At 68.8% G+C, this 25,014-nt stretch carries 22 protein-coding genes; 16 read left to right on the top strand and 6 right to left on the bottom strand.

All coding sequences use genetic code 11. The annotated features are described in order from the left end of the window. Positions 1-23: 23 nt before the first annotated feature. Complete coding sequence (gene glgX, locus ATK74_RS06595) at positions 24-2,126, bottom strand: glycogen debranching protein GlgX (RefSeq protein WP_098460291.1); 2,103 nt, start codon at positions 2,124-2,126, stop codon at positions 24-26. A gap of 105 nt (positions 2,127-2,231) precedes the next feature. Between glgX and ATK74_RS06590 the strand changes: the two genes are divergently transcribed. From ATK74_RS06590 to ATK74_RS06570, 5 genes are read left to right on the top strand one after another with little or no spacing between them, the layout of a single operon-like run. Next, positions 2,232-3,356: a cysteine desulfurase family protein gene (locus ATK74_RS06590; RefSeq protein WP_098460290.1), complete on the top strand. Its 1,125-nt coding sequence runs from the start codon at positions 2,232-2,234 to the stop codon at positions 3,354-3,356. 37 nt (positions 3,357-3,393) lie between these two features. Beyond that, the gene (gene mnmA, locus ATK74_RS06585) at positions 3,394-4,470 is read left to right on the top strand and encodes a tRNA 2-thiouridine(34) synthase MnmA (protein WP_098460289.1); all 1,077 of its coding nucleotides are present in this window, start codon (positions 3,394-3,396) and stop codon (positions 4,468-4,470) included. After that, positions 4,470-5,489 carry a uroporphyrinogen decarboxylase/cobalamine-independent methonine synthase family protein gene (locus ATK74_RS06580; protein WP_098460288.1) on the top strand — a complete coding sequence of 340 codons (1,020 nt, stop codon included), beginning with the start codon at positions 4,470-4,472 and terminating at the stop codon, positions 5,487-5,489. Before mnmA ends, ATK74_RS06580 begins: the two co-directional genes overlap by 1 nt. Before the next feature lie 37 nt (positions 5,490-5,526). Continuing rightward, entirely contained in the window at positions 5,527-7,581 is a 2,055-nt protein-coding gene (ligA, locus tag ATK74_RS06575; RefSeq protein ID WP_098460287.1) for an NAD-dependent DNA ligase LigA, read from the top strand. A 9-nt stretch (positions 7,582-7,590) separates the two neighbouring features. Further along, positions 7,591-7,797 carry a hypothetical protein gene (locus ATK74_RS06570; RefSeq protein WP_098460286.1) on the top strand — a complete coding sequence of 69 codons (207 nt, stop codon included), beginning with the start codon at positions 7,591-7,593 and terminating at the stop codon, positions 7,795-7,797. Positions 7,798-7,817: 20 nt separating this feature from the next. Here ATK74_RS06570 and ATK74_RS06565 read toward each other — a convergent pair whose 3' ends face one another. After that, positions 7,818-8,456, bottom strand: coding sequence for an ACT domain-containing protein (locus ATK74_RS06565; protein WP_098460285.1), 639 nt, complete (start codon positions 8,454-8,456; stop codon positions 7,818-7,820). Positions 8,457-8,550: 94 nt separating this feature from the next. Here ATK74_RS06565 and gatC point away from each other — a divergent pair, with 94 nt between their 5' ends. From gatC to ATK74_RS06540, 5 genes are read left to right on the top strand one after another with little or no spacing between them, the layout of a single operon-like run. Continuing rightward, the gene (gene gatC, locus ATK74_RS15570; protein WP_169923763.1) at positions 8,551-8,847 is read left to right on the top strand and encodes an Asp-tRNA(Asn)/Glu-tRNA(Gln) amidotransferase subunit GatC; all 297 of its coding nucleotides are present in this window, start codon (positions 8,551-8,553) and stop codon (positions 8,845-8,847) included. Beyond that, the gene (gene gatA / locus ATK74_RS06555) at positions 8,844-10,364 is read left to right on the top strand and encodes an Asp-tRNA(Asn)/Glu-tRNA(Gln) amidotransferase subunit GatA (protein ID WP_098460283.1); all 1,521 of its coding nucleotides are present in this window, start codon (positions 8,844-8,846) and stop codon (positions 10,362-10,364) included. The genes gatC and gatA overlap by 4 nt, the downstream gene beginning before the upstream one ends. Beyond that, positions 10,361-11,848 carry an Asp-tRNA(Asn)/Glu-tRNA(Gln) amidotransferase subunit GatB gene (gene gatB, locus ATK74_RS06550; protein ID WP_098460282.1) on the top strand — a complete coding sequence of 496 codons (1,488 nt, stop codon included), beginning with the start codon at positions 10,361-10,363 and terminating at the stop codon, positions 11,846-11,848. The genes gatA and gatB overlap by 4 nt, the downstream gene beginning before the upstream one ends. A 4-nt stretch (positions 11,849-11,852) precedes the next feature. Then, complete coding sequence (locus ATK74_RS06545) at positions 11,853-12,245, top strand: VanZ family protein (RefSeq protein WP_211283302.1); 393 nt, start codon at positions 11,853-11,855, stop codon at positions 12,243-12,245. A gap of 3 nt (positions 12,246-12,248) precedes the next feature. Continuing rightward, on the top strand, positions 12,249-13,991 hold the full coding sequence (locus ATK74_RS06540; protein ID WP_245840788.1) for a DEAD/DEAH box helicase: 1,743 nt from the start codon (positions 12,249-12,251) through the stop codon (positions 13,989-13,991). Between the two features lies 1 nt (position 13,992). Here ATK74_RS06540 and ATK74_RS06535 read toward each other — a convergent pair whose 3' ends face one another. The 4 genes from ATK74_RS06535 to serC form a co-directional block, all read right to left on the bottom strand. Then, positions 13,993-14,352 (bottom strand): hypothetical protein, encoded by a 360-nt coding sequence (locus ATK74_RS06535; protein ID WP_098460280.1) that lies wholly within the window; start codon positions 14,350-14,352, stop codon positions 13,993-13,995. Positions 14,353-14,446: 94 nt separating this feature from the next. Continuing rightward, a complete protein-coding gene (locus ATK74_RS06530; protein ID WP_211283301.1) occupies positions 14,447-16,510 on the bottom strand; it encodes a spermine/spermidine synthase domain-containing protein in 2,064 nt (687 codons plus the stop codon). 180 nt (positions 16,511-16,690) lie between these two features. After that, positions 16,691-17,860, bottom strand: coding sequence for a phosphoglycerate dehydrogenase (locus ATK74_RS06525; protein ID WP_098460278.1), 1,170 nt, complete (start codon positions 17,858-17,860; stop codon positions 16,691-16,693). 5 nt (positions 17,861-17,865) lie between these two features. Further along, the gene (gene serC, locus ATK74_RS06520) at positions 17,866-18,948 is read right to left on the bottom strand and encodes a 3-phosphoserine/phosphohydroxythreonine transaminase (protein ID WP_098460277.1); all 1,083 of its coding nucleotides are present in this window, start codon (positions 18,946-18,948) and stop codon (positions 17,866-17,868) included. Between the two features lie 474 nt (positions 18,949-19,422). On the opposite strand from serC, the gene ATK74_RS06515 reads away from it, so the two are divergent. From ATK74_RS06515 to trpC, 6 genes are all read left to right on the top strand, one after another. Continuing rightward, a complete protein-coding gene (locus tag ATK74_RS06515; RefSeq protein WP_098460276.1) occupies positions 19,423-20,097 on the top strand; it encodes a response regulator in 675 nt (224 codons plus the stop codon). Continuing rightward, positions 20,094-21,971, top strand: coding sequence for a sensor histidine kinase (locus ATK74_RS06510; RefSeq protein WP_098460275.1), 1,878 nt, complete (start codon positions 20,094-20,096; stop codon positions 21,969-21,971). Before ATK74_RS06515 ends, ATK74_RS06510 begins: the two co-directional genes overlap by 4 nt. Positions 21,972-22,040: 69 nt before the next feature. Further along, the gene (gene hisI / locus ATK74_RS06505; protein WP_098460274.1) at positions 22,041-22,394 is read left to right on the top strand and encodes a phosphoribosyl-AMP cyclohydrolase; all 354 of its coding nucleotides are present in this window, start codon (positions 22,041-22,043) and stop codon (positions 22,392-22,394) included. Then, complete coding sequence (locus ATK74_RS06500; RefSeq protein WP_098460273.1) at positions 22,391-23,932, top strand: anthranilate synthase component I; 1,542 nt, start codon at positions 22,391-22,393, stop codon at positions 23,930-23,932. Before hisI ends, ATK74_RS06500 begins: the two co-directional genes overlap by 4 nt. A gap of 51 nt (positions 23,933-23,983) precedes the next feature. Then, positions 23,984-24,214 (top strand): hypothetical protein, encoded by a 231-nt coding sequence (locus ATK74_RS06495; RefSeq protein ID WP_098460272.1) that lies wholly within the window; start codon positions 23,984-23,986, stop codon positions 24,212-24,214. Position 24,215: 1 nt separating this feature from the next. Continuing rightward, positions 24,216-24,992 carry an indole-3-glycerol phosphate synthase TrpC gene (gene trpC, locus ATK74_RS06490; RefSeq protein ID WP_098460271.1) on the top strand — a complete coding sequence of 259 codons (777 nt, stop codon included), beginning with the start codon at positions 24,216-24,218 and terminating at the stop codon, positions 24,990-24,992. The last annotated feature ends 22 nt before the right edge of the window (positions 24,993-25,014 follow it).

Below are 25,014 nucleotides of genomic sequence, written 5' to 3'. Positions count from 1 at the left end.
CGGCCCGGAGCCTGCGCCTGCCCCTACCGGGACCCGGTGCGGACCTTCACGGCCAGGACGGCCACTGTGGCGCCGGGCAGGGTGAGGGTGGATCCGGGTGCGATCGGCTCCTCGGGCAGTTCGCCGTCCGTGCCGCTGTGAGTGAGCACCTGGTACTCCAGAGCCCACGGGGCTCCCGGAAGGTCGGTCTCGATCGGATCGGCCCCGGCGTGGAACCAGATCAACAGGCCCTCGTCGGCGTTGGAGAGGTACATCCCCAGCGTGCGCCGTCCCTGGTCGTGCCAGTGATCGTTGGTCATCTCCCAGCCGGTCTCGTTGAACCAGGCGATCGGTGAGCGGCCCAGGCTCCGGCCGGCGGCGTCCACCACCTTGCCGTGCCGGCGCCAGCTGCCCGGGCGCAGCAGCGGATGCTCGGCGCGCAGCTTGAGCAGGCGTCGGGTGAACTCCTCCTGGTCGGGCCACTCCTGGCGAGTGTTCCAGTTCAGCCAGGAGATCGGCGAGTCCTGGCAGTAGGCGTTGTTGTTGCCGCCCTGGGTGCGTCCCAACTCGTCGCCGGCGGTGATCATCGGAACTCCCGCGCTGAGCAGCAGGGTCGCCATCAGGTTCCGGGCGGCCCGCTGCCGGGCGGCGATGATGCCGGGATCGTCGGTCTCGCCCTCGTAGCCGTGGTTCCAGGAGCGGTTGTCGTCGGCTCCGTCACGGTTGCGCTCGGCGTTGGCCTCGTTGTGCTTGAGGTCGTAGGTGACCAGGTCACGCATTGTGAAGCCGTCGTGAGCAGTGACGAAGTTCAGCGATGCGGTCACCGGACGTCCGTCGTGGTCGAAGATGTCGGAGGAGCCCGACAGCCGGGTGGCGAGCTCCTGGACGCCGCCGACCGCACCGCGCCAGAAGTCGCGGGTGAAGCCGCGGAAGCGGTCGTTCCACTCGGTCCAGTCGGCACCCCAGCGGCCGACCTGATAGCCGTACGGGCCCAGATCCCACGGCTCGGCGATCATCACCTTGCCGGACAGCACCGGATCGGCCGCGATGGCCTGCTTGAACTCGTGGTTCTGATCGACGTGGTGGGCGCCGTCGCGGATCAGAGTGGTGGCCAGATCGAAGCGGAAGCCGTCCACCCCCATCTCGGTGGCCCAGTAGCGCAGTGAGTCCAGCACCATTCGCAGCACGGCCGGCTTGGAGGTGTCCACGGCATTGCCGCAGCCGGTCACGTCGTAGTCGTTGCGGCGGTCCTCGGTCAGCCGGTAGTACTCGCCATGGTCGATCCCGCGCAGGCACAGGGTCGGACCCTCATGGCCGCCCTCACCGGTGTGGTTGTAGACCACGTCCAGGATCACGGCGATGCCGGCCTCGTGCAGTGCGCTCACCATGGCCTTGAACTCGGCCACCTGCTCGCCCGTGGTCCCGGCCGAGGAGTAGTGGCCGTGCGGGGCGAAGAAGCCCAGGCTGTTGTAGCCCCAGTAGTTGACCAGGCCGCGTCCGATCACGAACGGCTCGGAAACGAAGTGGTGGACGGGCAGCAGCTCGACGGCGTTGACCCCGAGGCCGACCAGGTACTCCACGACGCTGGAGTAGGCCAGGCCGGCGTAGCTTCCCCGCAGATGCTCGGGCACCTCCGGATGCTGCTTGGTGAAGCCGCGCAGGTGCACCTCGTAGACCACCAGCTCTTCCAGCGGACGCGGCTGGGCCAGCGGAGCCGGGGCCGGTGAGTCGGCGACCACCACGCTCAGCGGCACCGAGCCGAAAGAGTCGGTGGGATCGGGCTGGAAGTTCGACTCGGCAGTGTGGTCGGTGATCGGTCCGGAGTAGTCCACGCCACCGGTGATGGCCTTGGCGTAGGGGTCCAGCAGCAGCTTGGCCGGGTTGAACCGCTGGCCCAGCTCGGGCGCCCACTCTCCATGTACCCGGTAGCCGTAGCGCTGGCCACCGCCGACGTCGGGCAGATGTCGGCGCCAGACTCCGTCCGGGTACTGCTCGAGATCGTAGTTCTGCTGATCCAGTTGGTCGTCCACGAGGACCAACTCGACCCGGTTGGCGCGCGGCGCCCACAGGCTGAAGGAAGTTCCGGCATCGTCGACGTGGGCTCCCAGTACGGCGGTTACTGGCGGTTCACTGGCCGGATTGTCCATTGGGTTGGTCCCTTTCGTAGCCGTGACGACCTAATCTTGCTCGGGATGTACCCGACTTCCCAGCCGAAGCACTCCGGCCTGGGCTCGTGTTGATCGGAGGTAGGCGTGGACGAGCGTAGCTACCTCGACCATGCGGCCGGCTCGCCGATCCTGCCCGAAGTGCTGGACGCCATGCTCCCGGTGCTCTCCCTGGCCGGCAATCCGAACTCCACCCACGCCGCCGGTCGGCGGGCCCGACGGCTGCTCGAGGAGTCCCGGGAGGCGATCGCCGAGCGAGTCGGCGCACTGCCCGCTGAACTGATCTTCACCGCCGGCGGGACCGAGTCCAACAACCTGGCCATCCTGGGAGCCGTGGGCGACCCGGCGCGGCCGCGGTTGGCGATCTCGACGGTCGAGCACGCCTCGGTGGCCGCGGTCGTCGAGCGCAGCGCCGAGGTTGATCGGTTGCCGGTCGATGCCTCGGGTCATCTGGACGTGGCGGCCGCCGAACAGCTGATCACTTCGGCGACGGCCCTGGTCAGCGTGATCTGGGTGAACAACGAGACCGGTGCCATCCAGCCGATCTCGGCTGTCGCCGAGCTGGCACATCGGCACGGCGCGCTGTTTCACGCCGACGCCGTGGCCGCGCTCGGCCATGTCGAGATCGGGCTGGCCGGCAGCGGCGCCGACCTGATCTCGCTGTCGGCGCACAAGGTGGGCGGCCCGGTCGGCATCGGAGCCTTGGTGGTCCGCCGCGGAGTGCGGCTGCGTCCGGTCGGCTTCGGGGGTGGGCAGGAGGCGCGACTGCGCTCGGGCACCGTCCCGGTGGCGCTGGCGGTCGGCTTCGCAGCCGCAGTGCGGCTCGCTGTCGACCACCTCGAGGCTGAGGTCGAGCGGCTGCGCGGGCTGAGGGACCAGCTGATCGCCGAGCTGGCCAGGCTGCCCCAGGTGCGGATCAACACCGTCGAGCCGGCCGGTCCGGCCATCGTGAATGCCACCTTCTCCGGCACCCGGGCCGACGACCTGCTGCTCCTCCTGGATGGGGCCGGGGTCGAGGCGTCCACCGGATCGGCATGTTCGGCCGGGGTGCACCAGCCCAGCGAGGTGCTGTTGGCCATGGGACGCAGCCAGGACGACGCCTCGGCCAGCCTGCGGTTCTCCTTCGGCCCGAGTACCACCTCGACCGACATCGAGCGCGTGGTCGCGGTGCTGCCGACCGCCCTGGCCAGGGCTCGGCGGGCTCTGGGCTGACCCGTCCGCCTAGACTGCTGGCGTCGATAGGGGATGGATGCGGATTCTGGCGGCACTTTCGGGAGGCGTGGACTCCTCGGTGGCTGCGGCGCGGCTGGTCGAGGCCGGCCACGAGGTGGTCGGCGTGCACCTGGCGCTGGCCCGCAACGCCGAGCTGTACCGCAGTGGCTCGCGGGGCTGCTGTTCTCTGGAGGACTCCAACGACGCTCGCCGGGTGGCCGACCTGCTCGGCATCCCGTTCTACGTCTGGGATCTGTCTGAGCGGTTCGCGCAGGATGTGGTGGCCGACTTCCTGGCCGAGTACTCCGCCGGACGGACCCCGAACCCGTGCCTGCGCTGCAACGAGAAGATCAAGTTCGCCGCCGTCCTTGAGCGCGGTCTGGCGCTCGGCTTCGATGCCGTGGCCACTGGCCACTACGCCCGCCGGGAACTCCGGAACGGCCAGCTGCGGCTGCTGCGCTCGGTCGACGCCTCCAAGGACCAGTCCTATGTGCTGGGCGTGCTGACCGAGGACCAGTTGGCCCGCTCGCTGTTCCCGCTGGGCGACGCCATCTCGAAGGCCGAAGTGCGGGCCGAAGCCGCCGCCCGCGGCCTGCTGGTGGCCCAGAAGCCGGACAGCCACGACATCTGCTTCATCCCGACCGGAGACACCGCCGGCTTCCTGCGCGAGCAGCTGGGCTCCCATCCCGGCGACATCGTGGACGAGCGGGGCGAGGTGGTCGGAGCACACGCCGGCACTCAGCAGTTCACGGTCGGCCAGCGACATGGCCTGCACCTGTCGGTGCCGGCCGCCGACGGCCGTCCCCGCTATGTCACCGGCGTCGATCCACAGCGGCGGGTGGTCACGGTCGGACCGCACTCGCTGCTCAAGGTGCGCACCATCGAGGCCATCCGGCCCAGTTGGGCCGGGCCGGCCGCCCTGGGGACGCGCACCGGGCTGGTCCAGGTTCGGGCCCACGGCGAGCCGATGCCGGCCACCATCGTGGCCGAGGCCGAACGGATCCTGATCGAGCTGGACGAGCCCGCCTTCGGGATCGCCCCTGGTCAGGCCGCCGTCCACTACGACGGCGAGGTCGTCATCGGCAGCGCCACCATCGCCGCGACGAGGCCGTGATGGTTGCCGTCACCGGCCTGGGTTCGTTGCCGGGAACCGACTTCGGAGCCGCACTTCGCCTGGTGGTCGACAAGCTGCCCGACTTCGCGCACCTGCCCGAGCTGCCGGATCGAGGCCCGTGGGCGTCCTTCACCGGACGGGGGCTCGGCCTGCCGTCCGGACTGCCGGCCCAGTTGCTGGCCGGAGAGTGGCTGCTGGCCGACGCCGCCGGCGTCGACCAGCGCCGGGCGCGGTCCACCTGGCGTGACGATCTGGATCGGCTCGAGGAGGAGCTGTTCGACTACTCCGGGCGGTTCAAGGTGGCCGTGGCCGGGCCATGGAGCCTGGCAGCCACCACCGGAATCACCAATGCCGGGCGAGTCCTTGCCGACGCCGGCGCGCGCCGCGATCTGGCCCAGGCGCTGGCCGGGAGCACGGCCGAACTGCTGGTCGATATCGGACGACGGCTGCCCGGCGCCGAGTTGGTGCTGCAGATCGACGAGCCGGCGCTGCCGGCCGTGGCGGCCGGCGCCGTGCCGACCGCGGGAGGCTTCTTCCGGCATCGCCGGATCGACCTGCCCGAGCTTGCCGAGGGCATTCAGGCGGTGACCGCGGCCGCGTTCGATACCGGACGGGTGGCCGAGGTGGTCCTGCACAGCTGCGCGCCGTGGAGCGGACCGGGTACGGCCTGGCCGCTGCGTGGCCTGCGCGGAGTCGGCGCATCGAGTCCGCTGCTGGGCTTCTCCTTCGACCTGGACCAGCTGGCCACAGCCGACATCGACGCCATCGCCGAGCTGGCCGAGGCCGGGGGAGCGATCTATCTGGGCGTCCTGCCGACCGCGACGCCCGTCGTGGTGCGCAGCGATGACCTGCGCCGCCGCGCGCTGCGCTTCCTCGATCGGGTGGGTGGGGTTCCGGCCGGCCAGCTGGTGCTCACCCCTGCCTGTGGCCTGGCCGGGTGGCCGGCGGCGCTGGTCCCGTCCGCGCTGACCGAACTGGCCGCGGCCGGACGGCAGCTGGAAGAGGAGTTGGCGCGCTGAGCGAGGAGCTGTCGGCGTCGAGCGCTAGATTGCGGCCATGACGCAACCCAGCGAACGTCACGCCTGGTTGAGCGCCGAGATCATCGAGCATCGGCGCCGCTACTACGAGCAGGACGCCCCATCGGTCTCCGATGCCGAGTTCGATGCGCTGATGCGCGAGTTGGTCGCCCTCGAGGATGAGTATCCCGAGCTGCGCACCCTGGACAGCCCCAGCCAGCAGGTCGGCGGGGCGGTGGCCGTCGGCTTCTCGAAGGTGACACACCTGACTCCGCTGATGAGTCTGGGCAACGTGTTCTCGATCGAAGAACTCGATCACTGGATCGAACGAACCACGCGACTGGCCGGCCCGGCGCTGGCCGAGGCCGGCTACCTGTGCGAGTTGAAGATCGACGGGCTGGCCCTGGATCTGGTCTACCGGGACGGGGTGCTGGCCAGTGCGGCCACCCGAGGTGACGGCACGGTCGGTGAGGACGTGCTGGCCAATGTCCGGGCCATCGACGCAATCCCGTCTCGGCTGGTCGGCGAGCACGTCCCGGCTGTGGTCGAGGTGCGTGGCGAGGTCTTCATGCGGATCGAGGACTTCGCGGCCCTGAACGCCGGGCTGGTCGAGGCGGGCAAGGCCCCGTTCGCCAACCCGCGCAACTCGGCGGCCGGCTCGCTGCGGCAGAAGGATCCCACCGTGACTGCGCAGCGCCGGCTGCACTTCCTGGTCCACGGGATCGGCGCATTCAGTGGCGACGACCTTCAACTGCAGTCGGACGGCTATGAGCTGCTGCAGAGCTGGGGGTTGCCGACCAGCACCCACTATCGGCGTTGCCGCACCGCGGCCGAGGTGCGCGCGTACGTGGAGTACTTCGGCGAGAACCGGCACTCGGTCGAGCACGAGATCGACGGCGTCGTGGTCAAGGTGGACGACCGTGCTCTGCAAGATCAGCTCGGCCGGACCAGCAGCGCTCCTCGCTGGGCGATCGCATACAAGTACCCGCCCGAAGAGGTGAACACCAAGCTGCTCGACATTCGGGTGGGCGTCGGGCGGACCGGCCGGATCACCCCGTACGCCGTGATGGAGCCGGTCGTCGTCTCGGGCTCCACCGTCGAACAGGCCACCTTGCACAACGCCACAGAGGTGCGCCGCAAGGGCGTCCTGATCGGCGACACCGTGGTGCTGCGCAAGGCCGGCGACGTGATCCCGGAGGTGCTCGGACCGGTGGTCGAGCTGCGCACCGGGGCCGAACGGCCCTTCGTGATGCCGACTCATTGCCCCTCCTGCGGCACCGAGCTGAAGCACGAGAAGGAGGGCGACGCCGACATCCGCTGCCCCAACCGGCGGTCCTGCCCGGCCCAGCTGCGGGAGCGGCTGTTCCATCTGGCCTCTCGGCAGGCTCTGGACATCGAGGTGCTCGGTGAGAAGGCCGCCGACACCCTGCTCAGCGCCGGCCTGCTCACCGATGAGGGCGACCTGTTCAGCCTGACCGCCGAGCAGCTGGTGGCCGCCGGGGTCTTCGTCACCAAGGACGGACGGCTGTCGGCCAACGGCGACAAGCTGCTGAAGAACCTGGAGGCGGCCAAGGAACGTCCCTTCGCCCGCTTCCTGGTGGCCCTCTCGATTCGGCACATCGGCAAGGGGGTGGCTCCCGACGTGGCCGCCGCTTTCCCCAGCATCGACGCCCTGCGATCGGCCTCCGTCGAGGAGCTGAGCGCCGTGGAGGGCATCGGGCCGGTGCTGGCCGCCTCCATCGCGGAGTGGTTCTCGGTGGACTGGCACCGGGCCATCGTCGACAAATGGCTGGCCGCGGGCTGCCGGATGGCCGATCAGCCGGCCGCAGGTGAACAGCTCGAGCAGACCTTGGCCGGGCTGACCGTGGTGGTCACCGGTTCGGTGCCGGGCTACAGCCGTGACGGCGCCACCGAGGCCATCGTGGCCCGCGGCGGCAAGGCGTCCGGCTCGGTGTCGGCGCGCACCAACTTCGTGGTGGCCGGGGACGGCGCCGGCTCCAAACTGGACAAGGCGGTCGCGCTCGGCGTGCCGGTGCTGGCCGCCGACCAGTTCGATGCGCTGCTCAGCGGCGGACCCGCCGCGGTGGCTGGGTAGGCTGATCGGGTGCCCGAAGGACTGAACTCCGACCTGAACCTCAACCCCGGCGCGCCGCCGCGGGTGATGCCGCGGGTCGGCGAGTGGGGTCCGATCGATGTTCCCGCCACCCGCGCCAAGCGCCGCTGGCGCTGGTATGCGATCGGCGCCTTCTTGCTGGTGCTCTCCGTGGTGGTCGGCTACGGCTACTGGATCTACACCCTGATCAGGGGCTGAGCCGAAACGGCCGAGCGCTCCTAGTGGGCGAGTGCGGTCAGGTGGCGCAGCCGGGCCAACTCCGACTTCATGAACTCGGGGCCACCGTGACGGCCCAGCACGATCGTGGTGGAACTCCGGAATGGCGCCACTCCGATCAGCGTCTCGCCCCAGCCGGGCGTCCAACCCTCGGGCAGTTCGCGGACGTGCAACAGATCGAGTTCTCCCAGCGCGGCGATACCGGCCGCATCCAACTCGGGGGCCAGATCCGTGGCCGCGACCACGGTCGCAGAGTCTCGATCGATCAGCAGCGCCCAGGTGACGCGGAAGACTGCCGGGGCCTCGGTGGTGAGAATCTCCTCGGCATGCTCGGGGTCCTCGGTCATGGCGTCCAGCACGTCGACGTCGGCCTGCAGCCCCCAGGCTTCCGGATAGTGGGACACCCAGATCACTTCGACGCCGGGCACCGAGGCGCACGCGCTGACTAAGGAGTCGGGCCGGGAACCGGCCGGAAGTTCCACCATGAAGTCGTCCACGGCGTAGCCATCGCCCTTTTCGACGATCTCGACCGCATTGATGTCGGCAGAGACCACGCCCATGGCCGTCGCTACGGCACCGAGGGAGCCGGGACGGTCTGGCAAGAGCACGCGAACGAGGAACACTCCGACAGTCTGCCTCATCGGTGTTACGAGGGTGTCAAACGGCACCGGTAGAGTGAGACCTCGTCACCGAGCGGACGATTCCGGCCCGCTCCATCCCCACAGGAGATGTGTCTTGGCCTTGACCCCAGCCGATGTGGCCCGGCTCGCCGAGCTGGCCAGAATCCGGCTCACCGAAGACGAGTTGTCAGCCCTCGCCCCGCAGCTGGACGTGATTCTGGACGCCGTGGCCGGGGTGGCCGAGGTGGCCACCGCCGAGGTGCCGCCGACCTCTCATGCGCTGCCGCTGACCAATGTCTTCCGTCCGGATCGCGTCGGACCGTCGCTGACGGCCGACGCCGTCCTTGCGGCTGCTCCGGCTGCCGAAGATGGCCGGTTCCGGGTGCCGCGGATTCTGGGGGAGGAACAGTGAACGAGTTGCTGCGGGCCACCGCGTCCGAGCTGGCCGGGCTGATCGCCGCCGGCGAGGTGAGTTCTCGCGAGGTCACTCAGGCCCACCTGGACCAGATCGCGGCCGTCGACGACCGGATCAACGCCTTCCTGCATGTTGCCGCCGATCGTGCCCTGGCTACTGCCGATGCGGTGGACGCCGGCCGCGCAGCCGGTGAGGTGCTCAGCCCGCTGGCCGGGGTGCCGCTGGCCATGAAGGACATCTTCTGCACCAAGGGCATCCCGACCACCTGTGGCTCGCGGATTCTCGAGGGCTGGGTGCCGCCCTACGACTCCACGATCACCTCGCGGCTGGCCGATGCCGGCGTGGTGGTGCTGGGCAAGACCAACATGGACGAGTTCGCTATGGGTTCGTCCACCGAGAACTCCGGCTTCTTCGTCACTCACAACCCGTGGGACAACACCAAGATCCCTGGCGGATCTGGTGGTGGCTCGGCGGCCGCCCTGGCCTCCTTCGAGGCCCCGCTGGCGCTGGGTACTGACACCGGTGGCTCGATTCGGCAGCCGGCCTCGGTCACCGGGACGGTGGGCGTGAAGCCCACTTATGGCGGGACCTCCCGCTACGGCGTGGTGGCCATGGCGTCCTCGCTGGACACCCCCGGCCCGTGCGCCCGGACGGTGCTGGACGCGGCCCTGCTGCACCAGGTGATCGGCGGCTGGGATCCGATGGACTCGACCTCGATCAACGCCCCGCTGCCCGACGTTGTCGGAGCGGCTCGCAGCGGTGACATTTCCGGAATGCGGGTCGGTGTGGTCACCGAGCTGGGCGGCGAGGGCTATGCCCCCGGCGTCGAGCAGCGGTTCGCCGAAGCCCTGGAGGCTTTGCAGCGCCGCGGTGCCGAGATCGTCGAGGTGTCCTGCCCGAGCTTCGACTATGCGCTGGCCGCCTACTACCTGATCATGCCCAGCGAGGTCAGCTCCAACCTGGCCCGCTTCGACGCCATGCGCTACGGCTTGCGAGTCGGCGACGACGGCAATGCCAGCGCCGAAGAAGTGATGAACCTGACCCGCGGGGCCGGCTTCGGAGCCGAGGCCAAGCGCCGGATCATCATCGGCACCTACGCCCTGTCGGCCGGCTATTACGACGCCTACTACGGCTCGGCGCAGAAGGTGCGCACCCTGATCACCCAGGACTTCAACGCCGCCTTCGGTGCCGCGGACGTGCTGGTCTCCCCGACCACGCCGACCACGGCCTTCACCATCGGTGAGCGGGTGGACGACCCGCTGGCCATGTACAAGGCCGACCTGTGCACGATCCCGTCCAACCTGGCCGGCAACTGCGCCATCTCGGTGCCCTGTGGCCTGGCCGACGGTCTGCCGGTCGGCTTCCAGGTGATGGCCCCGGCCATGGCCGATGACCGGCTGTACCGGGTGGGTGCGGCTCTGGAGGCCGAACTCGCGGCCGGCTGGGGCGGCTCGCTGCTGGATCAGCTGCTCGCCTCGCCGTCCGGCGCCTATCTGGAAGGAGCACGGCGGTGAGCGTCGAGCTGTACGACTTCGATCAGGCCATGGCCGAGTTCGATCCGGTGCTGGGCCTGGAGGTTCACGTCGAGCTGAACACCGTCTCCAAGATGTTCTGCAGCTGTGCGAACGTCTTCGGCGGCGAGCCCAACACCCGTACCTGTCCGGTCTGCCTGGGCCTGCCCGGGTCGCTGCCGGTGGTCAACGCGAAGGCCATCGAGTCGGCCATCCGGATCGGCCTGGCCCTGAACTGCGAGATCGCTCCGTGGTGCCGGTTCGCCCGGAAGAACTACTTCTACCCGGACATGACCAAGGACTTCCAGACCTCGCAGTACGACGAGCCGATCGCCTTCAACGGCTGGGTCGAGATCGAGGTGGACGGTGAGCCCTACCGGATCGAGATCGAGCGCGCGCACATGGAGGAGGACGCCGGCAAGAGCGTCCATGTCGGGGTGAGCGGACGGATCGGCGACGCCGACTACTCGCTGCTGGACTACAACCGGGCCGGCACCCCGCTGGTCGAGATCGTCACCAAGCCGATCACCGGCACCGGAGCCAAGGCGCCGGCCGTGGCCAAGGCCTATGTGGCGTTCCTGCGCGATCTGATGCTGGCGCTGGGCGTCTCGGACGTCCGGATGGAGCAGGGCTCGCTGCGCTGCGACGCGAACGTCTCACTGATGCCCAAGGGTGCCACCCAATTCGGGCTGCGCACCGAGACCAAGAACGTGAACTCGCTGCGGAGCATCGAGGCCGCGCTGCACTACGAGATCCGCCGTCAGGCCGCCCTGCTGGCCGCCGGCGGCAAGGTGCACCAGGAGACCCGGCACTGGCACGAGGAGGGGCACACCACCCCGGGCCGGTCCAAGGAGACCGCCGAGGACTACCGCTACTTCCCCGAGCCGGACCTGGTGCCGGTGGCACCGAGTGCGGAGTGGGTCGCCGAGCTGCGGGCCACCCTGCCGGAACTGCCCGATCTCAAGCGCAAACGGCTCAAGGCCGAATGGGGCTTCGCCGACCAGGAGTTCGCCGACATCGTGAACTCCGGGGCCCTCGACCTGATCGAGGCGACCGTGGCGGCCGGGGCGAGCGCGTCCGCCGCCCGCAAGTGGTGGCTGACCGAGCTGGCCCGTCGGGCCAACGAGGCCGGTTGCGAGCTGGGCGAGCTGGCGATCACCCCGGCGCAGGTCGCCGAAGTGCAGACTCTGGTCGAGGCCGGCACGATCAACGACAAGCTGGCCCGTCAGGTCATCGACGGCGTGCTGGGCGGCGAGGGGAGTCCGGCCGACGTCGTGGCCGCCCGCGGCCTGGCTGTGGTCAGCGACGACTCGGCACTGACGGCTGCGGTCGATCGCGCCATCGAGGCCAACCCGGACGTGGCCGAGCGGATCCGTTCGGGCAAGGTGCAAGCAGCCGGTGCCCTGATCGGTGCGGTGATGCAGGAACTGCGCGGCCAAGCCGACGCTGCCAAGGTCCGCGAGCTGGTCTTGGCCAGGCTGAGCTGAGCCCGTGAAGTCCTCAGATCCGAGTGTCGGCGGCGAGGTCAGCGAGGCGGTGGTCTCGCGGTGGTGGTGGGTGGCTGCGATCGTCGCAGTGCTCGTCCAGTTGGCCGCGGTGTACTGGCCTGGCTCGCCAGGTGGTGAGCAGTTCGTCACCATCACCGGCGCTGACAAGGTTGTTCACGCCTTGATCTTCGGCATCCCGGCCTACCTCTTGGGTTCGCTGACCGGACGGCGCTGGCTGGTGGCCACGGTGTTCGCACTGCATGCCCCGATCAGCGAGCTGGTCCAGTGGCGCTTCCTTCCCTATCGCGACGGCGACGTCTGGGACATGGTGGCCGATCTGACCGGAATCGCCATCGCCGTCCTGGTCGGATGGCGTGTGGACCGGGCCAGGAGCTGATTGGTGCCGATCCATGACCTGTCTCCGGCATTTCCGGGGCGGGCCGCCTGGGGCACGGCTGCGCGCTTGCGCGCGTGGCAGGTGGAGGCGCTGACCCGCTATCGAGAGCTGGAGTCCAAGGACTTCCTGGCAGTGGCGACCCCCGGGGCCGGCAAGACCACCTTCGCGCTGCGCGTAGCCACCGACTTGCTGGAGGCGCGCACCATCGAGCAGGTGATCGTGGTGACCCCGACCGAGCACCTGAAGGTGCAGTGGGCGGACGCCGCGGCCAAGGTCGGCCTGCACCTGGATCCGGGCCTGGGTCAGCAGCGCCGCGGCCGGTCGCGGCAATATCAGGGCCAGGCGGTCACCTATGCCGGCGTGGCGGCGGCCACCTTCGCCTACGAGTCGCGGACAGCGGATGCTCGCACGCTGGTGATCTTCGATGAGATCCACCATGCCGGCGATGCGCTGAGCTGGGGAGAGGCGATCGCTCAGGCCTTCGCGCTGGCCACTCGGCGGCTGTCGCTGACCGGCACTCCATTCCGCTCCGACGCGACCCCGATCCCTTTCGTTCACTATGCCGAAGACGGCGACGGCACTCGGCGCTCGGTGCCCGACTACACCTACGGCTACGCCGAGGCGCTGCGCGACCACGTCGTGCGTCCGGTGGTGTTCCTGGCCTATGGCGGTCCGATGCGCTGGAAGACTCGAGCCGGTGACGAGCTGGCCGCCAACCTGGGTGAACCGCTGACCAAGGACCTCACCGCGCAGGCCTGGCGGACGGCCCTGGATCCGGCCGGGGAATGGATGCCGGCCGTGCTGCAGGCAGCCGATCGCCGACTGAGTGAGGTGCGCCGCCAGGTGCCGGACGCCGGCGGGCTGGTGATCGCCAGCGACCAAAGACAGGCCCGCGCCTATGCGCGGGCCCTGGGTACGATCACCGGCGAGAAGCCGACCACGGTGCTGTCCGACGATCCCGGCGCGAGCCGGCGGATCGAGGCCTTCGCCGAAGGCACTGACCGCTGGATGGTGGCGGTCCGGATGGTCTCCGAGGGCGTGGACGTCCCGCGGCTGGCGGTCGGGGTGTACGCCACGGCCACCTCGACTCCGCTGTTCTTCGCCCAGGCCGTGGGCCGCTTCGTCCGCAGCCGTCGGCGTGGCGAGCTGGCCAGTGTGTTCCTGCCCACGGTGCCGATCCTGCTGGCCCACGCCGGAGCGCTGGAGCGGCAGCGCGACCACGTCCTGGGCCGCCCGCAGCGCAGCGAGGACTTGTGGGCCGAGGAGGAGGCGCTGCTGGCCGAGGCGAACCGGACCCGGCGGATGGCCGACTTCGAAGGGGAGCAGGAGACCCTGGAGGCGAATGCCATCTTCGATCACGTCCTGTTCGATGCCCAGGCCTACGGCATCCAGGCCGAGCCGACCAGCATGGACGAGGCCGACTACCTGGGGCTTCCGGGGTTGCTGGAACCCGAGCAGGTGGCCACCTTGTTGGCCGATCGGCAGCGTCGGCAACTGAACCGCGCCTCGCATCGCGAGAAGCGGGAGAAGGTGCCTGCGGAGGTGAGTCTGTTCCGGGCATTGGAGGGCCGGCGCAAGGAGCTCAACAGCCTGGTCTCGCAGGTCGCTCGGGTCAGGGGAGTGCCGCACAGCCACGTCCATGCCGGGCTGCGGCGAGAGGTCGGCGGACCGACCCTGGCCCAGGCCACCACCGAACAGGTGGAGGCCAGGATTCGGCTGGCCCGGCAGTGGCTGGCCAGCGCCTAGCTCAGGACTCGGTCCGCCACATCACTGCGACCAGGACGTTCAGGACCGCGAAGACGGCGGCCAGATCGACCAGGCGCGGAGCCGGAGTGCCCTTGCCCTGCCGGACATTGGCGATCTCGGCGCAGGCCACGGCGGCCAGAGCGACCACGAGCTTCACCGCGATCTTGGCCATGTTCAGATCAGCGCTGACGATTTCCAGCAGCGCGACCAGAGCCAAGCCGATCAACAGCTGCGCCCGGGCGGCCCAGACCAAGACCGTGATGCCCTTGGTGGCGCCGAGCCGGAGGGCCAGCCAGCCGCCGAGGATGGCGGCCATGCCGAGGAAGTGCAGGACGACGAAGATTCCGATCACAGGACCCATGTCAGCGACCATACCGAGCCCGGCCGAGGCTCGACAGCTCGCGGCCGGACTCGTGCGCAGGGTTGCTGACCGATCGGTCAGCTGAGCCGGGTGGCTAGTTCGTAGCCAATCCGGAGCGTGCGCGAGGGGTGACCAGGAAGGCGATCAAGTAGATGGCCGCCACCAGAATCAGCAGATTGCGGTAGCCGGTGAGCAGCCCCAGGTACTCCAGGCAGCCGCCCAGCATGGCACCGAGCAGGTTCAGTCCGAAGGCCGACTGGGAGTCGTCGGAGGCTGCGAAGCGCTTGGAGAATGCGACATTGGCCAAGTAGATCGGGATGAACGCCAGCAGAACGGCGACGATCAGCCGGGGTACCGGCGGCAAGGTGAGCAGCCAGGCCGGCTCCACGAAGAAGGTGAGCGTCAGGGCGACCGCGATCCCAGCGAAGACCACCGGCAGAGGTGGCGTCCGGAACCGCCTGGTGGTCTCCACCGCAGCCAGCACGATCAGGAGCACTCCGGCGAAGACAAGGGCGTTCACCAACCAGGTGGTGCCGAAGAGCAGAGCGAAGGTGGCGATGTTCTTGGTCTCCAGCAGCATGAAGGCCGCACCCATGAAGAACAGATCGGCATAGGGACGCATGCCGCGCAGCGGCCCACCCAGTGCCCGCACCGCGATCAGCGAGTTCAGCAGAATCCCGCCGAGCGTCCACAGGTAGATGGCCGGGATCGGTCCGCCCTGGTAGTACAGGAACGGACGATCGTCGCTGGCCGGTGCAATCACCGCGCCGGCCGGGACGTAGGTGCTGCCGCAACGTTGGTTCGCCTCGTGCAGGCCGACGGTGATCACCGCCTGGTTGCCGCCCGGCAGGTCGACACAGGGACGGTGGCCGAAAGCGGACTCGGCGGTCCCGGCCAACCGGTCGATCAGCCAGGGCTCGCGATAGTAGTTGTACATGGCGAAGGCGCCCTGATCGGTCAGGTGTCGTCGGGCCGAGGTGAGTGCCTCCTGGGTGAACAGGAAGCTCTCCAGCCGGATCTGCGACGCGCCGGTGACCAGTGCCAGCGAGTCCGGCAGGGCGAACAGGATCAGGTCGTACTTGCTGGACGTGCTCTCCAGGAAGGCGCGACCGTCATTGACGTAGCGAGTGACCCGCGGGTCGCTGTAGGGGTGGTCGGGGTTCTTGTCGGCACCCAGCTGCATGATCCGTGGATCGATGTCGACGGCATCGACATGGGCGGCCCCTTTAGACAGCGCGATCGCCACGTCGGAGCCGGAGCCGGCACCGATGATCAGCACATTGCCCAGCGGGTTGCCCGGCGTCCGCTGGTACGGCAGGCCGTATTGCGGCTCCTCGACGAGGCGCTGGGCGGCCGCTCGCATGATCTGGTGCGGTACTCCGTTCACCGAGATGTCGGTCAGCGGGATGCCAGCGTAGACCTGATCCTTGGTCTGGATCTTGTAGTACGGCGACCAGGAGACCCCCGGAGTCAGCGACTCGGCCAGCAGCATGGCCACGACGATCAGCCCGGCAACGGCGGCGAGGAGTCGGTGGACGCCCCGGGTCAGGGCGAGGAAGGCGGCCACCACCAGCACACCCCACACCACCGACGGAGCCTGCAGGAAGGAGAGCAGGGTGAACGAGGTGATCCCGATCAGCGAACCGACCAGATCCCAGCGATAGGCCGTGAGTGGGGCGAGTTCGGCGAAGCAGCGTCCGACGACCTCGGACGGGCCGGCCAGGGCGGCGGCCACGAACACAAAGATCAGCGGCAGAACCACCCAGGCCGGAGGGCCGGAGGTGCTCAGCGAGGTGAAGTAGATGATCTGGTCGCCGGCTCGGTCGATGGTCACCGGGGCGGCCAGGGTTGCCACCACCAGAACCGCCAGGATCAGCGGCGCAGCGGGCAGGATCGTCCACCGCTTGCGAGCGATCAGGAAGCCCAGCCCGACGCCGAGGAAGGAGCCGAGCAGGACGAAGTTCGAGAAGTAGCTCAGGTGGACCACGTTGGAGCCCAACCAGCGAATCAGGGACAGCTCCAGAAAGAGCATCAACGTGCTGCCCAGCACCAGCCGCCGGATCACGGCGGCGGGCGGACGTTCCGGGGACCGAGTCGAGGCCGGAGAGTCGCCGGCTGCGGCTACCTCTCCCGGTGGGGGCGTGTCAGCGCCGGCCATTGCGAACAGCCACCTTGCTGCAACCAGGGAACGACATCGTGCCACTCCTGCGAAATCGCCAGGGCTCGCCGAACGCGCGCCACGAGGCGATCATTGCGTACCCAGACCGGCTTGCCGGGCAGGCTCGCGAGATGATCCGGGGCTGAGGGCGGCCAGGTCGTGGCCACCCTCAGCGGAGACTCAGATCAGCCGTGCGGACAGCACACCTTCGATCGAACGGATCTGATCCAGCAGCGAGGACGGGACCACACCCTCGACGTCCACGAGGGTGTAGGCGAGTTCGCCGCGAGACTTGTTCAGCAGGTCGGCGATGTTCAGGCCACTGCCGGCCACCAAGGTCGAGATCTGGCCGACCATGTTCGGCACATTGCTGTTGGCGATCGCGATTCGGCTGGTGCCTTCCGAGCGCGGCAGCTCGGCGTCCGGGAAGTTCACCGAGTTCTTGATCGTGCCGGCTTCCAGGTAGTGGCGCAGCTCCTCGGCGGCCATGTAGGCGCAGTTCTCTTCGGCCTCGTTGGTGGACGCCCCCAGGTGCGGCAGCGTCACCACGTGCTCATGCTTGTTGAGCTCGGGGGTGGGGAAGTCGCACACGTAGCCACGCAGCGCGCCCGCCTCCAGTGCGGCGACCACAGCCTCCTGATCGACGATCGGACCGCGGGAGAAGTTGATCAGCACCGAGGACTTGCGCATCAGAGCCAGCTTGTCGGCGCTGATCAGTCCACGGGTGCCGTCCACCAGCGGCACGTGCACCGTGACGATGTCGGCCCGCTTGAGCAGCGAGTCCAGGTTGGTGACGTGCTCAACGAAGGAGGACAGCTTCCAGGCATGCTCGACGGTGACCCCGGGGTCGTAGCCGAGCACCTTCATGCCCAGCCCGACCGCGGCATTGGCCACCTCGACGCCGATGGCCCCCAGGCCGATCACGCCGAGGGTCCGACCCGGCAGCTCGAAGCCGACGAAGGCCTTCTTGCCGGACTCGACGGCCTTGTCCATGCTGGCCGCGTCGCCCTCCAGGCGGTGTGCGAAGGAGGCAGCCGGAATGATGTTGCGGGCGGCCAGGAACAGCGCGGCCACGACCAGTTCCTTCACCGCATTGGCATTGGCACCAGGGGTGTTGAAGACCGGGATGCCGCGAGCGCTGTACTCGGCGATCGGGATGTTGTTGGTACCGGCGCCGGCCCGAGCCACCGCGAGGACGGAGGCAGGGATTTCCACCCCATGCAAGCTGGCGGAGCGGAGCAGCAGGGCGTCCGGATTCTCCAGATCGTTGCCGATCTCGAAGTCGGTCTCGGGGAGCCGGTTCAGGCCCACCTTGCTGATGGCGTTGAGAGTCTTGATCTTGTAGGTCATCTGATTCACCCGTTGCGGCGTTCGAAGTCGGTCATGAAGTCGATCAGCGCCTGCACGCCTTCCAGCGGCATGGCGTTGTAGATGCTGGCCCGCATGCCACCGACGCTGCGGTGGCCTGCCAGGTTGGTCAGGCCAGCGGCAGTCGCCTCGGCAACGAAGGTCTTGTCGAGCTCGTCCTTGGCCTGGCGGAAGGGCACATTCATCCAGGAGCGAGAGTCCGTGGCGACCGGGTTGGAGTAGTAACCCGAGGCATCGATGAAGCCGTAGAGGGCTTCGGCCTTGGCCCGGTTCCGATCGGCCATCGCGGTCAGGCCACCGGCGTCCTTGACCCACTGCAGGATCTTGCCCAGCAGGTAGACCCCGAAGGTCGGCGGCGTGTTCAGCATCGAGTCGGCGGCAGCCATGGCCGCGTAGTTCCACACCGACGGGGTGTTCGGACGAGCCTTGTCGAGCAGGTCCTCCCGGACGATCACCACGCACAGGCCGGACGGACCCATGTTCTTCTGGGCGCCGGCGTAGATCAGGCCGTAGCGGTTGACGTCGATCGGACGGGACAGGATTGTCGAGCTCATGTCGGCCACCAGCGGCACCGACCCGGACTCGGGGATGTAGCCGAACTCCACGCCGCCGATGGTCTCGTTGGGCGTGTAGTGCAGGTAGGCCGCATCCGGATGCACCTCGAAGCTGCCGGCAGCCGGGGTGTCGGTGTACTTGGAGTCGGCCTGGTCGGCGAGCACCGAGACCTCGAGACCTTGCCGCTTGGCGGCGCTGATCGCCTTGGCCGACCACTGTCCGGTGTTGAGGAAGTCGACCCGGTCACCGGCCGCGGTCAGGTTGAACGGAATGGCGTCGAACTGGCCCGAAGCACCGCCCTGGAGGAACAGCACCTTGTAGTTGTCGCCGATGCCCATCACCTCGCGCAGCAGGGCCTCCGCCTCCGCCGCGCAGGCCACGAAGTCCTTACCGCGGTGGGAGACCTCGAGCACAGACATACCGCTTCCGCGCCAATCAGACAGCTCAGAGGCAGCCGCCTCAAGGACCTCGAAGGGGAGCATTGCCGGACCGGAGGAGAAGTTGTGTACGCGCATGTTCACATTGTGTCATTCAGATGACACGGGCCCGGTCGGAGCCGGTATCTGTGGACGCTACCGGCTGGCAGTGGCAGTCCTAGCGATCCGTTCGCACCACTGCCGGCGCCGGAGCGACTCGAGGGCTCTGGGGGGTGGCGCGAGGGGCCTTGCCGGCGGCAGCACGAGCGCGATGTGCGGCCTCGCGGTCTCGGCGCATGGCGATCACGAAGTTGTCGATATTCACAGGGGTCTCCTTCGGCTTCGCTGTCCGGTGCCGAGCCCCTAGTCATGGGGGAGGGATCGGTCGGGCAGGGAAAGGCGGTTCCGAGGGCACAAGTTGTCCGTCGCCGGTGAATCTAGCCTGCCGCTGTGACCTCGGCGCCCCGGCTGAGCGGCTAGCCTCACGGCCACCGCGGACGGCTGCGGCGCGCCCACCGCTTTCGGCGCGCGGCCGAATGCGAGGATGAGCGCAAGCAGCAAGTGAGGAGAGCCATGCCAGTGCAGGAGGGTCCGGGTTCGCAGCGTCCGCCGGCCGAGGCGCGCCGCGTGCTGGTGGTCGAAGACGAGCCGTTGATCCGGTCGTTGGTGATTTCATTGCTGGAGAGCGCTGGGTTCGATGCCATCGGGGTGGACAACGCCACGGACGCCATCGAGGAATTGCGTGAGTTCGACCCGGACGCGCTGGTGGTCGATCTCAACCTCGGTGATGGCCCCGGAGGCGCCGAAGTTCTCGCCTACGCCGATCGGGCCGCACCCTGGTCGGCCTTGGTGGTGCTGACCAATGCGCCGTCTCCCGCGGTGGCCGGTGTGGCCGGCGAGGTGATTCCGAAGCGGGCCGCGTACCTGCACAAACGGAACCTGGCCGATGCCGGGCTCCTCATCCAGACTCTGGAGGAGGTGCTCAGCGATGAGACGCCCCGTCGCGATGATGCATCCCGCAGCGACCCGCTGAGCGGGCTGAGCCGTGACCAGCTGGAGGTTCTCCGGTTGATCGCCGCCGGGCTGTCGAATGCCGAAATCGGGATGCGCCGCGGAACCTCGGCTCATGGGGTGGAGCAGATCGTCCAACGGCTGATCACCCGGCTGAACATCGAGAAGAGCTCCACGACCAACCCGAGGGTTCAGTTGGCCAAGCTGTACTACGCGCACGGGCCCAATCCGACGTGAGCGAGGTCGCCGCCGGGGGCTGGCTGCGTCCGATCTGGTCGGAGTGGCGTGAGGCTCTCGGCACCCACCCGGTGTCGTGGTGGGTGGTCCTGCTGCCGTTCCTGTGGTTCCTGGCCAGCGACACCTTCTACGCCAGGCAGCTCGGCTGGGGTCCGCTGAGTTCCTTTGCGATCGGTCTGATCGCTCAGGGATCGATGATCGTGGTGCTCCGTTTGCTCTTCCCGCCGATCCTGGACCGGCTGGCCGACGGCACTGGCCGCAAGGTGATCGCGGCACTGGCCGGCTACGTGTTGGCCGGGGCGATCGAGGGCAGTGTTCTGATGATCTTCACCCCGACCGAGGTGCCCTTCCTGCCGACCTGGCTGTTGCCGGTCCGGATCGTCAGCGCGGTCAGCTGGTACAGCGCCGGCTCACTGCTGGCCAACCGGATGCTGCGGGCGCGGCGCCAACGGATCGAGTTGACCACCGAGTACGAGCGGCTGGTGCGCACCCGGGCCCGGACCAGCGCAGCTCTCGCCGAGGCCGATCGCAGCTTGGCCGAGGTGCGGGCGTCCACCGAGGATTCGTTGACCGAGATCGGACGTCGGCTGGACGGGACCCTGGACGCCGCGGCGTTGGACGATCTGACCGAGTACATCGAGCTGGTGGTCTCCCGCCAGGTGCGTCCGGTGAGCCACGATCTGGCCAGAATGCCGGACGATCTGCGAGCGCCGGAGGTGGAGCGGCTCTGGCTCGGCTGGCGCCAGCTGTTGCCGGCCACCCTGCGCCGAATCCCCACCGCGCACCCGTTCCAGCCATTGCTGGTGGCGATCGTCAGCCTGCCGATCACCATCGCCGGGCTCTATCTGCCCGAACCACACCACATCGATCTGGACTCCCTCGACTCACTGGCCGCCCTGGCCGCGCAGCTGTTGTACCTGGTCGTGGCGCGATGGCTGCTGGCCAAGCCGTTGCGATCCATGCGAAGCCGGCCCGCGCTCCTGGTCACCATCACGGTGTACTTGGTGCAGTACCTGCTCGGCCTGGCCGGGCTGTTGGCGATGACCCAGGCCGGCTTCCGATCCTCGCTCGATCCCTACCTGGTCCCACCGCTGCTGGGCTCAGTGTTGTGTGTGGTGGCCGCGCTCTACGAGTTGCGGGTCGAAGAAGGACGAGCAGCGCAGCGGGTGGTCTCCCAGACCGAGTGGGATCTGCGGCGCACCCGGCAGCGTCTGTGGGCGCAGCGGCGCCGACTGGCGCTGGCCCTGCACGGACGGGTCCAGGCGAACCTCACCGCAGCCGGCTTGGTGCTGCGCCAGGCACGCGCCGAACTGGAGGCAACCGGTGAACTCGACGCGACGCTGATCGACCGGGTGCGCAGCACGCTGGAGTTGGCTGCCCAGCTCGATGCGAAGCCCACCCGGACGGTGGAGGAGCGGCTGGCTCTGGTCACCGGCATCTGGGCCGGCATTCTCACCGTCGATCTACAGCTGCGGCCCGGCGGCCTGCGCCTGCTGAGGTCCAATGACGATGCCGCGGACGCCTGCGTCGAAGTGCTGCGGGAGGTCCTGCTCAATGCGGTCCGGCACAGTGCCGCTGATCGGGCTGAAGTGGTGGTCGGAGCGGTGGGCCCGGCCCTGCTCGGGCTATCGGTGATCGAGGTGGCCGCCGGGCGCACGCCGGCTGCGGTCGAGTCCGACGGCACCGGGGTGGGACGCTCGCTGATCGACTCACTGGCTGTCGATTGGGCGGTGGTTGAAGAGCCGGACCGCCGAGTGACGGTCGCGCTTCTGGCCGGGGGTCTGGGCAGTGCATTGCTCACCGGCGGAGCCGGTGCGACCCGCCGGGCCGAGGTGGCCACACGGGTGGCTCGGGACACCAGCCTGCTCGGCTGAGTCGTCCCTGAGCGTCCGGGCTTCGTCCCGGGTCATGGGGGACCGGACCTGCCCTGTCACAATGAGGCGGTGACCACAGCCGATCTTGATCCCATGCTGGCGGCCAGACTGAAGCGCACTGCCGACGGCCTGGTGCCCGTGATTGTCCAGGAAGCCACCACCGATGCGGTGTTGATGCTGGCCTGGATGGACGACGAGGCGTTGCGCCGGACGCTGGACAGCGGTCAGGCCACCTACTGGTCCCGCAGCCGGCAGTCCTACTGGGTCAAGGGTGAGACCAGCGGTCACCGCCAGGCCGTCCGCGAGGTACGCCTGGACTGCGATGGCGACACCATCCTGCTCAAGGTCGACCAGACCGGTGCGGCCTGCCACACCGGAACCACTACCTGTTTCGATGCCGATCTGATTTGGGAGCAGCGGTGAGCCTGAACATCACTCCGGAGCTTCCCGAGTTCCTCACCCTCGGTGCCCAGCACCGGGTGGTCAGCGTGCATGCCCGGTTGCTCGGGGACGATTTCACCCCGGTGGGGCTGTACCACCAGCTGTGCGGGGACCGGCCGAACACCTTCCTGCTCGAGTCTGCCGAGGGTGGGGTCTGGTCGCGCTACTCCTTCATCGGAGTTCGCTCGGCCGCCACCCTGATCGAGCAAGACGGCCAGGCCGAGTGGCGCTGGGACGGGCGTCCGATCAGCGGCCTGCCCACCGGCGGTGACCCGCTGCAGGTGCTGGCCAAGACCCTGGAGCTGCTGCACACCCCGCGGATGCCGGGGCTGCCGCCGCTGGTGTCGGGGATGGTCGGCTACCTCGGCTACGACGTGGTCCGTCGGCTGGAGCGGCTGCCCGATCAGAACCCGGACGATCTGGACCTGCCCGAACTGGTGATGATGCTGGCCTCGGATGTGGCCGTCCTCGACCATCACAGTGGCGAGTTGTGGCTGATCGCCAATGCCATCAACTTCGACGGCTCGGACGAGCGGATCGCCGAGGCCTATGCCGACGCCTGCCGCCGGGTGGAGGCCATGGCCGAGGCTCTGCTGGCGCCGGTCATGCCGCTGGTCGCGGTCCGGGGCCACGGCGACCTGCCCACTGTGCGGCGCCAGCGCCAGCCAGAGGAGTACCAGCAGGCAGTGGCGGACGCCATCGAGGAGATCCGGGCCGGCGAGGCCTTCCAGATCGTGGTCAGCCAGCGGTTCGAGGTGGACTGCCCGTCCGACGCCTTGGATGTCTACCGGGTGCTACGCCGCAACAACCCCAGCCCCTATCTGTACCTGTTGCGGCTGGACGGGTTCGCCGTCGTGGGCTCCAGCCCGGAAGCGCTGGTCCAGGTCAGCGAGGGACGAGCGACCACCCATCCGATCGCCGGCACCCGTCCGCGCGGGGCCGGTGCCGAGGCCGACGTTGCCCTGGAGGCCGAGCTGCTGGCTGATCCCAAGGAGGCGGCCGAGCACCTGATGCTCGTCGACCTCGGCCGCAACGACCTGGGCCGGGTCTGCGATCCGGGAACGGTCGCCGTGGTGGAGTTCATGAAGGTGCGCCGCTACAGCCACGTCATGCATCTGGAGGCCGCCGTCACCGGACGCCTGTCCGCCGGCCGCACGGCACTGGACGCCACCTTGAGCTGCTTCCCGGCCGGCACGTTGTCGGGGGCGCCGAAGGTGCGGGCCATGGAGATCATCGATCGGCTGGAGGTATCCCGGCGCGGCCTGTACGGCGGAGTGGTCGGCTACTTCGACTTCGCCGGCGACTCCGACACAGCGATCGCGATCCGGACCGCGGTGATTCGGGACGGGATCGGCTACGTGCAGGCCGGAGCCGGGGTGGTGGCCGATTCTCGGCCGGCCGCGGAGGACGCTGAGAGCGTGAACAAGGCCGCCGCCGTCCTCGGGGCCATCGCCGAAGCCGCGATTTGGTCACGATTGGGTAACCGAACCTCTGGCCTTTCGGCGTCCGAGCAGCCATGATGTTCTTCGCGGAGCTAATCAGGCGACCCAGGCCGGAAGGAGCGAGCGTCGATGATCGATGGCACCAGCCAGACCGAGGAATCGGTGGTCGAGTTGCCTGCGTCGGAGTCGCTGCTGGCCTTCCGGGTCGGAACCATCTTGGTGATTCTGGGTCTGGGCTTGGCCGCGGTCTCCGCCTTCACCGGTCCGAACTGGACGTTGCTGTGGCTGGCCTGCGTGACCTTGGTCCTCGCCGTGGTGGCGCCGTCGGTGGTGCGACGAATGGACTACAGGCAGGACTGACATGACGGTGCTGGACGAGATCATCGCCGGAGTCGTGGCGGATCTCGAAGCCCGGCAGGCCGCGCGTTCCCTGGAATCGCTGCAAGAGACAGTTGCTGGGTGGCGTCCGCGTGATCCCAAGCCGGCGTTGCGCGCCTCCGGATTGTCAGTGATCGCCGAGGTCAAGCGGGCCAGCCCGAGCAAGGGCCACCTGGCTACGATCGATGACCCGGCCAGCCTGGCTCAGGCCTATCAGGACGGCGGGGCGGCGGCGATCTCCGTGCTGACCGAAGCCCGACGGTTCCGCGGCAGTCTGGCCGACCTGAGTGCGGTCCGGGCCGCGGTGAGCGTCCCGCTGCTGCGCAAGGACTTCGTGGTCACCGAGTACCAGCTGTGGGAGGGAGCGGCCGCCGGTGCCGACCTGGCCCTGCTGATCGTGGCTGCGCTGACCCCGTCCCAACTGGCCGACTACCTGGCGCTGGGGCACCGCCTCGGCCTGACCTGCCTGGTCGAGGCGCACACCCCCGACGAGGTACGCCAGGCCCGGGACGCCGGCGCCGAGCTGCTCGGGATCAACAACCGCAATCTGAAGACCCTGGACGTCGACCTGGCCAACTTCGAGCAGATGGCCTCGCTGATCGACGGTGACGCCATCCGGGTGGCCGAGTCCGGCATCCTGAGTCTGGACGACGCCCGCCGGATGCGCGAGGCCGGAGCCGACGCCGTTCTGGTCGGAGAACTGCTGGTGCGCGACGGCGACCCGGCGGCAACAGTGGCCGCACTGCGGTCGCTGGCGTGACCTCCGGGTCCAACTGTGAGTG

Origin of the sequence: Propionicimonas paludicola, assembly GCF_002563675.1 — a bacterium.
Taxonomy (GTDB): Bacteria; Actinomycetota; Actinomycetes; order Propionibacteriales; family Propionibacteriaceae; genus Propionicimonas; species Propionicimonas paludicola.
Note: the sequence above shows the minus strand (reverse complement) of the source record. Positions and strands in the feature narration are given on the sequence as shown.

Excerpts from the sequence above, each read along its gene's own strand:
- glgX (WP_098460291.1), bottom strand. The coding sequence starts at position 2,126 with ATGGACAATCCGGCCAGTGAACCGCCAGTAACCGCCGTACTGGGAGCC.
- mnmA (WP_098460289.1), top strand. The coding sequence starts at position 3,394 with ATGCGGATTCTGGCGGCACTTTCGGGAGGCGTGGACTCCTCGGTGGCT.
- ATK74_RS06580 (WP_098460288.1), top strand. The coding sequence starts at position 4,470 with ATGGTTGCCGTCACCGGCCTGGGTTCGTTGCCGGGAACCGACTTCGGA.
- ligA (WP_098460287.1), top strand. The coding sequence starts at position 5,527 with ATGACGCAACCCAGCGAACGTCACGCCTGGTTGAGCGCCGAGATCATC.
- ATK74_RS06565 (WP_098460285.1), bottom strand. The coding sequence starts at position 8,456 with ATGAGGCAGACTGTCGGAGTGTTCCTCGTTCGCGTGCTCTTGCCAGAC.
- ATK74_RS06535 (WP_098460280.1), bottom strand. The coding sequence starts at position 14,352 with ATGGGTCCTGTGATCGGAATCTTCGTCGTCCTGCACTTCCTCGGCATG.
- ATK74_RS06530 (WP_211283301.1), bottom strand. The coding sequence starts at position 16,510 with ATGGCCGGCGCTGACACGCCCCCACCGGGAGAGGTAGCCGCAGCCGGC.
- ATK74_RS06525 (WP_098460278.1), bottom strand. The coding sequence starts at position 17,860 with ATGACCTACAAGATCAAGACTCTCAACGCCATCAGCAAGGTGGGCCTG.
- serC (WP_098460277.1), bottom strand. The coding sequence starts at position 18,948 with ATGCGCGTACACAACTTCTCCTCCGGTCCGGCAATGCTCCCCTTCGAG.
- ATK74_RS06515 (WP_098460276.1), top strand. The coding sequence starts at position 19,423 with ATGCCAGTGCAGGAGGGTCCGGGTTCGCAGCGTCCGCCGGCCGAGGCG.
- ATK74_RS06495 (WP_098460272.1), top strand. The coding sequence starts at position 23,984 with ATGATCGATGGCACCAGCCAGACCGAGGAATCGGTGGTCGAGTTGCCT.
- trpC (WP_098460271.1), top strand. The coding sequence starts at position 24,216 with ATGACGGTGCTGGACGAGATCATCGCCGGAGTCGTGGCGGATCTCGAA.